Genomic DNA, 15,049 nt, shown 5'->3' on the forward strand with positions numbered 1-15,049 from the left:
CGCGCGACAAAAGGCAGGCCGTCGCCCAAAATCGGCGCTCTCGAGCTTGCCCAGGAGGCGCATTCAGGTGGCACTGCATAAGGATCTTCCGCCATTGCTGGCCCTGCGCGCCTTTGAGGCCGTGGCGCGCCACTTGAGTTTTATCAAGGCAGCCCATGAGCTGTCGGTCACCCAGAGCGCCCTTAGCCATCAGGTGCATAAACTCGAAGCCTTTCTCGGAAAACCGCTGTTTATCCGACGCACCCGCGCCATTGATCTGACGGCCGACGGCCAGCAGTACTACGCCCACATCCGCCCGGCGCTCGACGCCATCGCCGCCGCCACCCGTGAGCAACGGGTGGCCCCCAGCGCCACGGTGCTGCGCATCGGCCTGCTGGCGTCTTTCGCCGCGTTGTGGCTGGCTCCGCGCCTGGCCGGGTTTCTCGAGCGCCACCCGCATATCCAGGTGGAATTGCTACCCGCCATTCCACTGGCCAACGTCGCCGCCGCCGAAGTCGACCTGGCCATTCGTTACGGCAAGGGGGATTGGCCTGACGTGCAGGCCACCCGGCTGATGGCGGAAGTGATTTCACCGGTGTGCAGCCCAGCGTTCAAGGCCGGCCAACGGCACAACGCGCCGCTGTTGATGGCCACCTCACACCGGCCGTTCGAGTGGACGGACTGGTCCAGGCACTATCACGTCAACCTCGAACACCACCCGCGCGTGATGCTGCACGATTACAACATCGTCGTCGAAGCCGCCGTGGCCGGCCAGGGCATCGCCATGGGCCGCCGACGCTTGATCGAGCGCCGCCTGCAAGATGGCAGCCTGGTCGAAGCCTTCGACTGGCCGCCCTATCACAGTGACATCGGCTATTGGCTGATCACCCCCAACGGCCCTGCCAGTGAAGCGGCCGAGTGCTTTGGCCAGTGGTTGAAACACGCCTGCCGCGACGCGTGAGTTATTTCGATAGGTCCCGTGAGTTCTATCCGTTTGTCACCTCCCCTCCAGGCCAACATGCTCAACCCTCATCACCCATGAGAATTGACCATGAGCGACTCCCTGCGCCAACGCATACAGGCCCTTGGCCTGACGCTGCCCGTCCCCAGCCAGCCGATTGCCAACTACGTCAACCATGTACTCAGCCAGAATCAGCTGTTTATCTCCGGGCAAATCCCGCTGCTGGACGGCCGGCCGGCCTATGTGGGCCGTTTGGGCGAATCGCTCAGTGAAGAAGAAGGCACACAGGCGGCGGAACTGGCCGCATTGGGTTTGCTCGCGCAATTGAGCGATGCCCTGGGCGATGACCTGTCGCGTCTGGTGCGCACCCTGCGCCTGGGGGTTTTTATCGCCAGCGGCGCCGACTTCCAGCGCCAGGGTGCGGTGGCCAACGGCGCATCGAATCTGATGGTCAACGCCCTCGGTGAAAAGGGCCGGCATGCCCGCACGGCGGTGGGTGTGTCCAGCCTGCCGGGCGGCGTGGCGGTGGAGGTTGACGCGATTTTCGAGCTGCGCCCATGAGCCCGATCGACGTCCAACGACTCAGACAGGCCACGCCCGGCTGCCAATCCGGCCTCGTGCATTTCAACCATGCCGGTGCCTCCCTGCCGAGCCAGGCGACCCTCGATGCCATCCTCGATCAGTTGCACCGCGAAGCCCGCGACGGCCCGATGGAGGCCGGCGAGCACGGCGCTGTGCTGATGGAAAACGCCCGCCGTGCCGCCGCGTACCTGCTTAACGCGCCTGCCGCCTCAGTGGCGTTCGCCAGCAGTGGCTCGACCGCCTGGAACCTCGCGTTCCAGGCCTTGGGCCCTTGGCACCCCGGTGATCGCATCCTGGTCGGGCGCCATGAATGGGGCGGCAACCTGGCGAGCATGCAGTTGGCCGTGCAGGCCGGTGCGCGTGTGGAGGTCATCCCCTGCGATGCCACCGGCGCGGTCTGCCCGCAGGCGTTGGAGGCGATGATCGATACCCGCGTGAAGCTGATCGACCTGACCTGGCTGCCGGCTAATGGCGGCCTGATCAACCCCGCCCAGGCCATCGGCGAAGTGGCCAAGCGCCACGGCATTGCCTATTTCATCGACGCCGGCCAGGCACTCGGCCAACTGCCGGTGGACGTGCAGGCATTGCACTGCGATGTGCTCAAGTCGGCCGGGCGCAAACACCTGCGCGGCCCAAGGGGCACGGCGCTGCTGTATGTGCGACCGGCGTTTCTCGAGCAGTTGCAGCCTGCCGGGCGCGATGTTTTTTCAGCGCCATTGAGCGCCCACGGCTTCGACCTGCGCGACGACGCCCGGCGTTTTGAGACCAGCGAGGTGTCGTTCGCTTTGTTGGCGGGGCTGGGCAATGCCCTGCAGGAACTCAATCAGTTGGGGATTGAGCGGGTGTGGGAACGCGTCTCGCAGACAGGCGCGCGCATACGCACAGCCTTGCGTGAGATTCCAGGTATTGCGCTGTATGACTTGGGCACGCACCAATCGGGCCTGATCGCCTTCAACCTCGCCGGTTGGGATGCGTTCGAACTGAAACGACGCTTGGGATTGCAGCGGATCAATATCGGCGCCAACGGCGTGGCCTATACCCCGCTGGATATGCAGGCACGCGGGTTGACCAGCGTGGCGCGCATCTCGGTGAGCCCCTTGAACCACGATCACGACATCGACTCACTGATGGCGGCCTTGCGGGAGTTACGCGGTTAAACCTCGACGTCCACCCACAAGCCTTGGCGCGGTGCGTCTTCGATCAACGGCACGACGGGCACGGTGTTGTCGGCATTGAGCAGATCACCGGGGATCGCCAGATGCTGGTCAGGATCTTCATCGGCTTCGCGCCGGCGTTTCTGTTGCTCCTGCTGGCGACGCTGTTCTTCACGCAGCAAAAACGTCGACTGCTCGGCATCGCCCTTCTTCAGGTCGATCGTGCTTTCGCTGGAACTCGCCTGCGCAGGTACAACGGGCGGGATATCCGGCTTCTGGCGTACCGGGTCCAGTTGTGACGTAACCGGCACAACGCTGACGGGCAGCATAGGTGGCAACATAATCTTAATTCTCCTGATCAACAGGCTGTCGGCGGGACGCAGGGCGACTTGAACACAAGCTCGCCAACCTGTGACCCAGTCGACACTCGCAAGTGCCCGCCACCTGTCGATTCACGGCTCACCGTTCCCCTCAAACGGAGTAGTTTTTCTCAGAGTCCTTTGGCTGGGGACCTTGTTCCGTTAAGATAGTCGGCTTTTTCACGGCGGGAGTCAGGCAGCATGGCGCAGCAGTATCAACCGGGGCAACGCTGGATTAGTGACAGCGAAGCAGAGCTGGGGTTAGGCACCGTTCTGGCACAGGACGGCCGCTTGTTGACCGTGCTCTATCCGGCCACTGGCGACACTCGCCAGTATGCGCTACGGAATGCGCCCCTCACCCGCGTGAGGTTCTCGCCGGGTGACACCATCACCCATTTCGAAGGCTGGAAAATGACCGTGCAGGAAGTCGACGATGTCGACGGCCTGCTGGTCTACCACGGCCTCAATGGGCAAAACGAGCAGGTCACCCTGCCGGAAACCCAACTCTCCAATTTCATCCAGTTCCGCCTGGCCAGCGACCGTCTGTTCGCCGGCCAGATCGACCCGCTGGCCTGGTTCTCGTTGCGCTACCACACCCTGGAACACACCAGCCGCCAGTTGCAGTCCTCGCTGTGGGGCCTGGGTGGCGTGCGTGCGCAACCTATTGCGCACCAACTGCATATCGCCCGCGAAGTCGCCGACCGTATCGCGCCGCGCGTATTGCTGGCCGACGAAGTGGGTCTGGGCAAGACCATCGAAGCGGGTCTGGTGATCCATCGCCAGTTGCTGTCGGGTCGCGCCAATCGCGTGCTGATCCTGGTCCCGGAAAACCTGCAGCACCAATGGCTGGTGGAAATGCGCCGCCGCTTCAACCTGCAAGTCGCGCTGTTCGACGAAGAGCGCTTTATCGAAAGCGATGCCACCAACCCCTTCGAAGACACCCAGCTCGCACTGGTGGCACTGGAGTGGCTGGTGGACGACGAGAAGGCCCAGGACGCGCTGTTTGCCGCCGGCTGGGATTTGCTGGTGGTCGACGAAGCCCACCACCTGGTCTGGCATGAAGAAAAAGCCAGCCCGGAATACGCGCTGGTCGAGCAGCTGGCCGAAGTGATTCCTGGCGTGCTGCTGCTCACCGCGACCCCGGAACAACTGGGCCAGGACAGCCACTTCGCGCGCCTGCGCCTGCTGGACCCGAACCGCTTCCACGACCTGCAGGCCTTCCGCGCCGAAAGCGAAAACTATCGCCCGGTGGCCGAGGCCGTTCAGGAGCTGCTGGACAAGGGCCGCCTGTCACCGGCGGCGCACAAGACCATCCAGGGTTTCCTCGGCAACGAAGGCGAAGCGCTGCTGACCGCGGTCAACGATGGCGACGCTGAAGCCAGCGCCCGCCTGGTGCGTGAACTGCTCGACCGCCACGGCACCGGCCGTGTGCTGTTCCGCAACACCCGCGCCGCCGTGCAGGGTTTCCCGGAGCGCAAGCTGCACGCCTACCCGCTGCCAAACCCGGACGAATACATGGAGTTGCCGCTGGGGGAGCACGCCGAGCTGTACCCGGAAGTCAGCTTCCAGTCGCAGCCGGACATCGAAGAAGAAAACCGCTGGTGGCGCTTCGACCCACGGGTCGAGTGGCTGATCGACCAGCTGAAAATGCTCAAGCGCACCAAGGTGTTGGTGATCTGCGCCCACGCCGAGACCGCGATGGACCTGGAAGACGCCCTGCGCGTGCGCTCCGGCATCCCGGCCACGGTGTTCCACGAGGGCATGAACATCCTCGAACGTGACCGCGCCGCCGCCTACTTTGCCGATGAAGAGTTCGGCGCCCAAGTGCTGATCTGTTCGGAAATCGGCTCCGAAGGCCGTAACTTCCAGTTCTCCCATCACCTGGTGCTGTTCGACCTGCCGTCCCACCCCGACCTGCTGGAACAGCGGATCGGCCGTCTGGACCGGATCGGCCAGAAACATGTGATCGAACTGCACGTGCCGTACCTGGAAACCAGCCCCCAAGAGCGTCTGTTCCAGTGGTACCACGAAGCGCTGAACGCGTTCCTCAATACCTGCCCGACCGGCAACGCCTTGCAGCATCAGTTCGGCCCGCGCCTGCTGCCGCTGCTGGAAAACGCCGACGACGGCGAGTGGCAAGCCCTGATCGACGAAGCCCGCGCCGAGCGTGAGCGCCTGGAGCAGGAACTGCACACTGGTCGCGACCGCCTGCTGGAGCTTAATTCCGGCGGCGCGGGTGAAGGCGATGCGCTGGTCGAAGACATCCTTGAGCAGGACGATCAGTTCGCCCTGCCGATCTACATGGAAACCCTGTTCGACGCCTTCGGCATCGACAGCGAAGACCATTCGGAAAACGCGCTGATCCTCAAGCCAAGCGAAAAAATGCTCGACGCCAGCTTCCCCCTGGGCGACGACGAAGGCGTGACCATCACCTACGACCGTAACCAGGCGCTGTCGCGCGAAGACATGCAGTTCATCACCTGGGAACACCCGATGGTGCAGGGCGGCATGGACCTGGTGCTGTCCGGCTCCATGGGCAACACCGCCGTGGCGCTGATCAAGAACAAAGCGCTCAAGCCAGGCACCGTGTTGCTGGAGCTGCTTTACGTCAGTGAAGTGGTGGCACCGCGTGCGCTGCAACTGGGTCGCTACCTGCCGCCGGCTGCGCTGCGCTGCCTGCTGGACGCCAATGGCAATGACCTGTCGGGCCGCGTGTCGTTCGAAACCTTGAACGATCAGCTCGAAAGCGTGCCACGGGCCAGCGCCAACAAGTTCGTGCAGGCCCAGCGCGATCAACTCACGCCGCGCATCAACGCCGGTGAAGAGAAGATCACCCCGCGTCACGCCGAGCGCGTGGCCGAGGCCAAGCGTCGCCTGGCAGCGGACACCGACGAAGAACTCGCACGCCTGAGCGCCTTGCAAGCGGTCAACCCGACCGTGCGTGACAGCGAACTGGTCGCCCTGCGCAACCAACGCGAGCAAGGCCTGGCCATGCTCGACAAAGCGGCGCTGCGACTGGAAGCGATCCGGGTGTTAGTGGCGGGTTGATGACCGCCCCGCCCCGTTAATAAGGAAGGCCCGCGTATGCGGGCCTTCTTCGTTTGTCTCAAGGGCTTGCTCGCGAAAGAGTCAGCTCGGTCTCATGCCGTCGCGGCAGCAGCCGGTGCCTCAACTGCCACCAACCCCTCCTTCATGCGCTTGGCATCGCGCACAAAACTGCGTGACGCCTGGAACAGAAACAGCATGGTCAAAAACAGCGCCACGGGAATCAGGTACATCGCGTCGTGCAAGCCCACCGCCTTGTAGGCCTCGGTCATCTGCTCGGCCCCCGCCGCATACATGGCCGAATGGGCAAAATGATCGGACAACCCGCCCACCACGATCGGCCCCATACCCCCGCCCAACAGGTACAGACCGGCAAAAAACAACGCCATCGCCGTGGCCCGCAGGCGTGGCTCGACCACGTCCTGGATCGCCGTGTACACGCAGGTATAGAAGTTATAAGCGAACAGCCAGCCCACGCTGAACAATGCGACAAACACGCCGATCTCGACGCGCCCGGCATGCAACGCCCACGCGGTGGTGACCGTGGAGATGATCAGGCTGAATGCCGCAAACAGCAGACGGCCATTGGCGACACGCTGATGGATCTTGTCGGCAACCCATCCGCCTAAGGTCAGGCCCACCAGCCCGGTCAACCCGACGATGACACCGGTGGCCACCGCCGCGTCCTGCAAAGGCATCAAAAAATAGCGTTGCAGCATCGGCACCAGGAACGAATTGCACGCGTAGGTGGCGAAGTTAAAACACAGTCCGGCCAGCACCAGCCAGAGGAAGGTTGGCACGGCCAGCACGCGCCGGATCGGGCGGTCGACGCGCTCCTGGGAGACCTGCACGGTCTCTGCCGCACCGCGCTTGGGTTCCTTGATATAGAACATGAACACCGCCAGGATCAGCCCCGGCACCGCCGCAATAAAGAACGGCGCGCGCCAGCTGTCGAACGCCTTGACCATCGCACCAATGGTAAAGAACGCCAACAGCAGGCCAAGCGGCAGGCCCAGCATGAAAATGCCCATGGCGCGGGCGCGACGGTGTGCCGGGAACAAATCGCCAATCAATGAGTTAGCCGCCGGCGCATAGCTGGCTTCACCGATACCGACGCCCATACGCACCAGCAAAAACGTCCAGAAACTGCCCACCAGGCCGTTGACGGCCGTCAGTCCGCTCCAGGCAAACAGACCCCAGCCCATCAGTTTGCTGCGCGAGCCGGTGTCGGCCATACGCCCAAGGGGCAGACCGGCGATGGCGTAAACGATGGTGAAGGCGGTGCCGATGATGCCGAGCTGGAAGTCGCTCAGGTGCCATTCCATGCGGATGGGTTCGATGATGATCGCGGGAATGGTGCGATCGAAAAAATTGAACAGGTTGGCGAGGAACAGCAGGAACAGAATGCGCCAGGCATTCGCCGCTTGGGTCGAGTTCTGCATGGGTCCGTCTCTTTTATTGTTATGAGAGCTGCGATGCCCGATGCATCCTGCTCAGGTACCTGCAACATAGTCAGGCGGCCCCCGGTTGTCTGTAATGATTCGTAAAGCTGATAGGACGTAATTTCGTCCGGCGCTACGGGACTTTCCTGACAAAAATATATGTGCGCGCCCCCCTTCCCAATGGCCATGGCGCGGATAGAATGACGAGCCTTCCCGTAGCACCCCATTCCTACCTTCTTATCGATGACGCCCATGTCCGAAGCCAGTCCGTGTCTGAGTTGCGGTGCCTGCTGTTCATACTTCCGCGTGTCTTTCTTCTGGGGCGAATGCGCCTCGTCGGGGGGCACGGTGCCCGATGAACTGGTGGTGCAGATCAACCCCACCCGTGTGGCGATGATCGGTACCGACCAAAAACCCGCGCGCTGCTGCAGCCTTGAGGGCGAAGTGGGGAAAGCCACGAGCTGCTCGATTTATGAGCAACGCTCAAGCCCCTGCCGGGAGTTCGACGCTTCGTGGAGCCAAGGGGTGCAAAGCGTGGAATGCGATACGGCGCGCGCTGCATTTGGCCTGGCGCCACTGCCGGCACCTTTCGAGCTGGAGCTGCCCATCAGCGCTTAGCATTAAACGCTATGGAGGGCATGCCAACATCATTCAGGGCAAAGTGCCATTGCCCGTGGAAAATTCCGCAAGGCTTCTATACTCGATGTCGTAGGTCATCGCCTCAAGCCATGTCGTCACGATCAAACCTGACGGCGATGCCCTTCAAATAGACCCGCTCTACCCGTTCAGCACGATAGCCCCCAAAGCACCGCTTTTACCGAGAGAGCCTGCCCCCGATCGCGCAATGCCCTCATCGATTGTGCGGCCAATACGCTGGCGCGGATTCTTTGGCATTACGCCATCATTTACCTAAAGATCGCCGACAAACGGCCGATTCATCAGAGTCCGGCCAGGTTTTCTCAGAGAACACAGGGCAGAGCCCGACTGTTCTGGACAAGGACGCACTGCAAAGTCGCGAACACCCATTCCGTGATGGCCCTTTGATTTTTTCAGCCATCCGCCCAGGCACATGGCGCACAATGACTTCTAAAAATAAATCTGCCACCGTGGTATCCGACGTGTTGCCCACTGCTCCTGCGGACATGCCCTCAGGTTCAAAGTCATTGAGCGCCCGCCCGCCGGCCACCCAGCAATACCTGTATTTCACCGAAACCAATACCGACCGCATCCTCGATAACCTCGATGGCCTGCGCGATATGGTGTTCCCGCGCCCGCCCCATCTGGAAGTCGACGACCAGCATCGCAGCGAGCAGGAATTTCCCTCGGTGTGCTTGATCGGGCTGGGCCGTTGCGGTTCGAACATCGCGCTGGACGTGGCGGAACTGGTGTACAACGCGCGCAAGTTCTACCTGAACGAATTCAGTAACGAAGATAAGTCGTTGGACAAGGGCTACAGCCCGGCCCAGTGGATCCGCAACAACCTGCGCCTGGGCGGCGGCAAGGCCAGCAAACCGGTGTTCCTGGTGGAACCTTTGGTGATGCTGGGCGACTTGGACAAGGACATCGCCGGGCGCATCCGCTTCTCGCGCAAGGGCGAAAAAAGCGGGTTCCTGCGCGACTACAGCAAGATGAAAATCATGGACCTGTCGGAAGTCCATGCCGGCGGCGCCGGTAACGCGCCGATCCTCGGCCAGTACCTGGCCAAGATCATCCTCAACAAAGATACCCAACGTTTTTCCAGCCCCGACTGGAAGATGATCCACTCGTACCTGATCGACTCGTGCGGGATCAAGGCCAACCAATCGCGCCTGTACTTCTCGATCTTCAGTGCCGGCGGCGGTACCGGTTCGGGCATGGCTTCGGAGTTTGGCCTGGCCCAGCAGCATTCGTACATGAACAAAACGTTCGACACCAAACCCGCCGACGAGCACGACAGCAAGAGCGGCCATGCGTTTGTGTTCGAACCAATCTTCACCAGCGGCATTTGCGTGTTGCCCAATATTTCCGATCATCGCAGTGAAATGTCCGAGGCGCTGCACATCAACGCCGGGCGACTGCTGTGCAAGTACCTGTCGGAAGAATGGGATTTCTCGTACAACTTCGCCAACGAAGACAGCAGCGAAGCCAGCGTGAAAGGCCGCATCCGTCCGTGGAACGCGATGATGCTGATCTCCAACGACATCATGCGCTACGCCGAAGAAAGCGATGACGGCAACATCCAGAACATTGATGTCAACGCCATGGAAAAACACGCCAACCAGTATATTTCCCAGCAGATTTTCAACATCCTCACCGCCCAGGCCGTGACCACCGACTACGACCAGAACTATTTCCGCCGCGCCGGTATCGACATTGGCGAAACCATCCGCCTGGACGCCAACGACCTGTTTATGAGCCTGGCCGGCCCGGTGGCGATTGCCTACGCTGAGTCCGTGGTCCCGGAAACCCCGGCGCCGTCGAACGACAAGTTCAAGGTGTTCGAAAAAGAACCGCAGCGCCTGAACATCGACGACCTGTTCTTCCGCTCCATCGACCTGCCGCACTTCAACAAAGTCACCCAGGCCATCGAAGGCATCAGCCTGTTGCCGATCGAATCCAAGCGCTACAAGGCCTCTTTGGAGCAGTACAAGAATTCGGGATACGATGCGGCGGCGCTGCATGACCTGCACTTCTTCAAGAACTGCTCGTCGGTGGTGTCCATCGTCTCGCTGCCCAAGGACTACAAACTGTCCTACATGGACCTGAACCGGCTCAAGACCCACCTCAACAGCCTGTTCCCCAACACCACCCTCAAGCGTTACGCCCTGGTAATCGGCGCGTCGGCCAACCTGTCGTTGACCACCCTGATCGCCAAAAGCCCATGCCTGTCGGATGACTTCCTGACGCTCATCGTGGCGTTTATCAAGCGCTGCTTCGCCCGCAACCCGTACCGCTTCGACGACACCCTGGACAACTCGATCCTGGACTTCATCATCCACGAAGACTTCGACGAAGAGCGCATCGACGAACTGCTCAATGAGTACGAGAACCCGGCGAAGATCCTCGATACCAACTGGTACGCGATCAAGCCGATGTATGAGAAGAAGTACCGCGAGCTGATCAACGACAAAGACAAGTTTGTCTCGATCAATGACATTCGTCTGTCACGGGATTGCGTGAAGAAGGCGATCAAGTACTTGCGCGAGATTTACCGTCACCGCATCGGTAAGACGAAGGTTATTTCGTTGAATAACCACACCGGCAAGACGGCCTAGTCGATGGCGACGGCGCTGCATGGCGCCGTCGCGTCTGTCACTGCACCCGGCGCTGGCGCAGAAACGCAATAATGGTTTCTTCGTCAGCGCGCTTTGCAGGCCGCGGCAGATGCTTCGGCCAACCGGCGTCGGTCACACCAAAAAACGCACGCTGCTCAGCCTCATCCCAGCCGCCGATCTCCTTCGAGGCCGATTCCCACCAGCCGTGCCGGCAGACTTGGTAGTACGGGTGCTCAGGCGCCGAGCTACCGTAGAGCAGGTCGCGACCGACCTTTTTCAAATGCTTGCGTTGATTGCGCAGTTTCCATTTGATCAGCAAGCGTTGCCAAGGGGATGGCACAGGCTTGATACGCGGCACTTCCCGGCAACGCTCGACCAGTTCAGCAGTGAACGCTTCGCCGTACTGCGTGAAAAAATGAGCCTGCATAGCGTGGAAAAACCGCTTGTCCGCATAGTAGTGATGCACGAACTTCCTGGCTTCGCGCACTTTCTGGTCACGCATCGCGAAGGAAATCGCGATCTGTTCGATGGTGTGGATATCGAACGAGCCTTGAGTCCACTCGTCAATCAAGCGGATCGAGGTGTCGAGCAGCGCCGCGTCAGTCGCGCGCACACCGCACAGACCGCTGTTGTAGAGCTTGAAGCTGGCGTCGGCCGTGATGCCATGTGCACGCAGGTGTTTGCCCAGTTGAAGGTAGTCCGCACGCTTGCAGACGTAGCTCCAGTCGTACTCGAATTCATCCATCACATACTGGCCAGGCTCGATCAGTTCGAAGACGCGATGGGGGGATTTGAGGAACAGCGTATCGGTATCAACGAACAGCGTTTTTTCGGCAAGCGTCAAGCCCTGGGCAATCGCGCATGCCTTGCGGCGATGGGGGTAGCCATTGTCGCCCTGCCATTGAGAAAGGGTCTGCGGGCTCAGTTCAAGGGTCTCGACAGGCCAGCCGACGTAGTCCTGCGGGCGGTCGGTCATGACGCGAATGCACAACGACTCGCCCTGCTTAAGTTGCGAGAGCGCGGTGAGGATGCTGAATTTGGCTTCGCGCCGGTAAACGTCTTGGCTGCCGTAAATAAGGTAGAGCAACTGGTGCGAAGTGTTCGCTAAAGAGGACGGCGCAGGCTGCATGACGAGCTCCAGTTAAACAGGCGGCGAACTTTACCGGAATTCGCTGCTTCCTACGGAACCATCTGACAGCTTGTGGTTTCTATAAACACCTCGAAACAATTCCCCGACGGTTTCGCCACGGCCAAAACTGTTCCCGTGACGTTAACGTCACCCTCACCTGTGACCTTTCTCTACGGCAAGGTGCCATCACGGCGTCGGCGGTTACTCCGCTACACACTTGCAAGGGCGCATGACATGCACCTTTTTCGTGCAGAGAATTCCTACGCCGCCCTTTCCTGGATCAGAATCCACGGCAAAACCACCACCGCCCACAGGCTCGGATCACGCTCAACCAGGTCCAATGCCCGCGTGGCAGACACTTCGGCCAGGCTACCCGAGGCCAGCCAGGCAGCCACTTTCTCGCGGTTATCTTCGGCCATTCCCTCGGCGGCTTCGATCAAATCCAGGCCGGCGTCGACCCACAATAGGGCACCCTTGGCAAAGAACGGTTCAAGCTCCTTCCAGGAAATTTCGGCAGTTTCACCGAGCAGCTTGGCATAGAGGGTGCTAGGTTCTTGTGTCATGGGATTCACCTTGGGAAAAAAATCGGCGCAATCATAACGTCGCAACCCAGGCAGAAAAACCCAGTTGCAATTGAGTCACCGAGAGAAAGTGTCAGGAAAGCCAAGGATTGCCCGAACGTCTGGCATCACCCCGCCGCCATTCTGTCTTTTTCTTTCATTTATGCGACACGTCCGGGTTTTGCCCCCAGCAGCCAGCTTTTCAAGCGATCAACCGGCGCTCTACACTGTACCGGTACAGTTGCCAGGGCACTGCCGGGGGGATATCCGAAATATCTGATCCGGTTCTGCAGCTCACAAGGCCGCTAGAACTATAAAAAATACAACAGTAAGAGTGGAGCACTATGAATAAGGCTACTAAGCAGATTTCCAAACTGTTTGCCGCTATGGTCCTGGCTGGGGTTGCCGGCCATTCGTTCGCAGCCGACACCATCAAGATCGGCATCGCCGGTCCTAAGACCGGTCCTGTAACGCAGTACGGCGACATGCAATTCATGGGTGCCAAGCAGGCCATCGCCGACATCAACGCCAAGGGCGGCGTCGACGGCAAGATGCTCGAGGCCGAGGAATACGACGACGCTTGCGATCCTAAACAAGCGGTTGCCGTGGCCAACAAAGTGGTCAACGACGGCGTCAAGTTCGTGGTCGGTCACCTCTGCTCCAGCTCCACTCAGCCAGCGTCCGACATTTATGAAGACGAAGGCGTGATCATGATTACCCCGGCTGCCACCAGCCCGGAAATCACCGCCCGAGGCTACAAACTGGTTTTCCGCACCATCGGTCTGGACAGCGCTCAGGGCCCGGCGGCCGGCAACTACATCGCCGACCACGTCAAGCCGAAAATCGTTGCGGTGCTGCACGACAAGCAACAATACGGTGAAGGTATCGCCACTGCGGTCAAGCAGACTCTTGAGAAGAAAGGCGTGAAAGTTGCCGTCTTCGAAGGCCTGAACGCCGGTGACAAGGACTTCTCCTCGGTCATCCAGAAGCTCAAGCAAGCCAACGTCGACTTCGTCTACTACGGCGGCTACCACCCTGAGCTGGGCCTGATCCTGCGCCAGTCCAAGGAAAAAGGCCTGAATGCCAAGTTCATGGGTCCGGAAGGCGTCGGCAACGATTCCATCTCGCAAATCGCCCAAGGCGCTTCCGAAGGCCTGCTGGTCACCCTGCCTAAATCCTTCGACACCGACCCGGCCAACAAAGCCATCGTTGACGAGTTCACCAAGAAGAAGCAGGACCCGACCGGTCCATTCGTGTTCCCGGCCTACTCGGCTGTTGAAGTCATCGCCGGCGGTATCAAAGCCGCCAAGAGCGAAGACACCGCCAAAGTGGCCGAAGCCATCCGCGCGGGCACCTTCAAGACCCCTACCGGCGATCTGAGCTTCGACGCCAAGGGCGACCTGAAGGACTTCAAGTTCGTGGTCTACGAATGGCACTTCGGCAAACCTAAAACCGAAGTTTCCCCTCAGTAAGCCAGGCGTTACTGGTCCTACAAGCCCACTGTGAAAGCAGTGGGCTTTGTTTTACGAGGTTTATGGGCCTGTCACCCGCGATCCGGGCGCTGGCTCACCTGAAAATCTTAAAACCGTCACCAGCGGTTCGCTGGCAAACGCTTTGTGCAAATGTGCTCACAGAACACAGCCCAGGGCCGGAACATGACTCCACCAGTGAAATGCGTATCGGGTTTTTAGGAGCGCTGTAATGCCTGAGATCTATCATTTTTTCCAACAGCTGGTTAATGGCCTGACCATTGGCAGCACCTATGCCTTGATAGCCATTGGCTACACAATGGTTTACGGCATCATTGGAATGATCAACTTCGCCCATGGCGAGGTGTACATGATTGGTTCCTACGTGGCCTTCATCGCCCTTGCCGGGCTGGCCATGATGGGTATCCACTCCCTGCCGCTGTTGATGACCGCCGCGTTCCTTGCGTCGATCGTCGTAACCAGTGCCTATGGCTACAGTATCGAGCGCGTTGCCTACCGCCCCCTGCGTGGCAGCAACCGTTTGATCCCGCTGATTTCCGCCATCGGCATGTCGATTTTCCTGCAGAACACCGTATTGCTGTCCCAGGACTCCAAGGATAAATCCATCCCCAACCTGATTCCGGGGAGCTTCTCCTTCGGTCCGGGTGGCGCGGAAGAAGTCCTGATTTCCTACATGCAAATCCTGGTCTTCGTCGTCACCCTGGTGGCCATGCTGGGCCTGACCCTGTTCATCTCCCGCTCCCGTCTGGGCCGCGCCTGCCGGGCGTGCGCTGAAGACATCAAGATGGCCAACCTGCTGGGCATCAACACCAACAACATCATTGCGCTGACCTTCGTGATCGGTGCCGCGCTGGCAGCCGTCGCGGCGGTACTGCTGAGCATGCAGTACGGCGTGATCAACCCCAACGCCGGTTTCCTGGTGGGCCTCAAAGCCTTTACCGCGGCGGTATTGGGCGGCATCGGCAGCATTCCGGGCGCGATGCTCGGCGGGCTGGTGCTGGGTGTGGCCGAGGCCTTTGGTGCCGATATCTTCGGCGACCAGTACAAGGACGTCGTGGCGTTCGGCCTCTTGGTTCTGGTGCTGTTGTTCCGTC

At 60.4% G+C, this 15,049-nt stretch carries 12 protein-coding genes; 8 read left to right on the forward strand and 4 right to left on the reverse strand.

Features of this window, described 5'->3' with window-relative positions; translation table 11 throughout:
• Window positions 1-67: 67 nt before the first annotated feature.
• From KZX66_RS25715 to KZX66_RS25725, 3 genes are all read left to right on the forward strand, one after another.
• The gene (locus KZX66_RS25715; RefSeq protein ID WP_248084011.1) at window positions 68-940 is read left to right on the forward strand and encodes a LysR substrate-binding domain-containing protein; all 873 of its coding nucleotides are present in this window, start codon (window positions 68-70) and stop codon (window positions 938-940) included.
• Between the two features lie 90 nt (window positions 941-1,030).
• Window positions 1,031-1,501 (forward strand): RidA family protein, encoded by a 471-nt coding sequence (locus tag KZX66_RS25720; RefSeq protein ID WP_248084012.1) that lies wholly within the window; start codon window positions 1,031-1,033, stop codon window positions 1,499-1,501.
• Window positions 1,498-2,679 carry an aminotransferase class V-fold PLP-dependent enzyme gene (locus KZX66_RS25725; RefSeq protein ID WP_248084013.1) on the forward strand — a complete coding sequence of 394 codons (1,182 nt, stop codon included), beginning with the start codon at window positions 1,498-1,500 and terminating at the stop codon, window positions 2,677-2,679. The genes KZX66_RS25720 and KZX66_RS25725 overlap by 4 nt, the downstream gene beginning before the upstream one ends.
• Here the strand turns inward: KZX66_RS25725 and KZX66_RS25730 are convergent.
• Complete coding sequence (locus tag KZX66_RS25730; RefSeq protein WP_248084014.1) at window positions 2,676-3,017, reverse strand: aspartate-semialdehyde dehydrogenase; 342 nt, start codon at window positions 3,015-3,017, stop codon at window positions 2,676-2,678. The two genes, KZX66_RS25725 and KZX66_RS25730, sit on opposite strands and share 4 nt — an antisense overlap.
• A 219-nt stretch (window positions 3,018-3,236) precedes the next feature.
• Here KZX66_RS25730 and rapA point away from each other — a divergent pair, with 219 nt between their 5' ends.
• On the forward strand, window positions 3,237-6,083 hold the full coding sequence (gene rapA, locus KZX66_RS25735; RefSeq protein WP_248084015.1) for an RNA polymerase-associated protein RapA: 2,847 nt from the start codon (window positions 3,237-3,239) through the stop codon (window positions 6,081-6,083).
• A 92-nt stretch (window positions 6,084-6,175) separates the two neighbouring features.
• Here the strand turns inward: rapA and KZX66_RS25740 are convergent, their stop codons facing one another.
• Window positions 6,176-7,522 (reverse strand): MFS transporter, encoded by a 1,347-nt coding sequence (locus KZX66_RS25740; RefSeq protein ID WP_248084016.1) that lies wholly within the window; start codon window positions 7,520-7,522, stop codon window positions 6,176-6,178.
• Between the two features lie 252 nt (window positions 7,523-7,774).
• On the opposite strand from KZX66_RS25740, the gene KZX66_RS25745 reads away from it, so the two are divergent.
• A complete protein-coding gene (locus KZX66_RS25745; protein ID WP_248084017.1) occupies window positions 7,775-8,140 on the forward strand; it encodes a YkgJ family cysteine cluster protein in 366 nt (121 codons plus the stop codon).
• A gap of 461 nt (window positions 8,141-8,601) precedes the next feature.
• The gene (locus tag KZX66_RS25750; RefSeq protein ID WP_248084018.1) at window positions 8,602-10,776 is read left to right on the forward strand and encodes a hypothetical protein; all 2,175 of its coding nucleotides are present in this window, start codon (window positions 8,602-8,604) and stop codon (window positions 10,774-10,776) included.
• Window positions 10,777-10,813: 37 nt separating this feature from the next.
• Here KZX66_RS25750 and KZX66_RS25755 read toward each other — a convergent pair whose 3' ends face one another.
• Entirely contained in the window at window positions 10,814-11,905 is a 1,092-nt protein-coding gene (locus KZX66_RS25755) for a hypothetical protein (RefSeq protein WP_248084019.1), read from the reverse strand.
• Between the two features lie 260 nt (window positions 11,906-12,165).
• Window positions 12,166-12,468 carry a DUF2288 domain-containing protein gene (locus tag KZX66_RS25760; RefSeq protein ID WP_248084020.1) on the reverse strand — a complete coding sequence of 101 codons (303 nt, stop codon included), beginning with the start codon at window positions 12,466-12,468 and terminating at the stop codon, window positions 12,166-12,168.
• A gap of 341 nt (window positions 12,469-12,809) precedes the next feature.
• On the opposite strand from KZX66_RS25760, the gene KZX66_RS25765 reads away from it, so the two are divergent.
• Window positions 12,810-13,937, forward strand: coding sequence for a branched-chain amino acid ABC transporter substrate-binding protein (locus KZX66_RS25765; protein ID WP_248084021.1), 1,128 nt, complete (start codon window positions 12,810-12,812; stop codon window positions 13,935-13,937).
• Between the two features lie 229 nt (window positions 13,938-14,166).
• Window positions 14,167-15,049: high-affinity branched-chain amino acid ABC transporter permease LivH (livH, locus tag KZX66_RS25770; protein ID WP_248084022.1), on the forward strand; the 883-nt coding region annotated here is incomplete at its 3' end.

Origin of the sequence: Pseudomonas sp. EYE_354 (assembly GCF_023148575.1) — a bacterium.
Taxonomy (GTDB): domain Bacteria; phylum Pseudomonadota; class Gammaproteobacteria; order Pseudomonadales; family Pseudomonadaceae; genus Aquipseudomonas.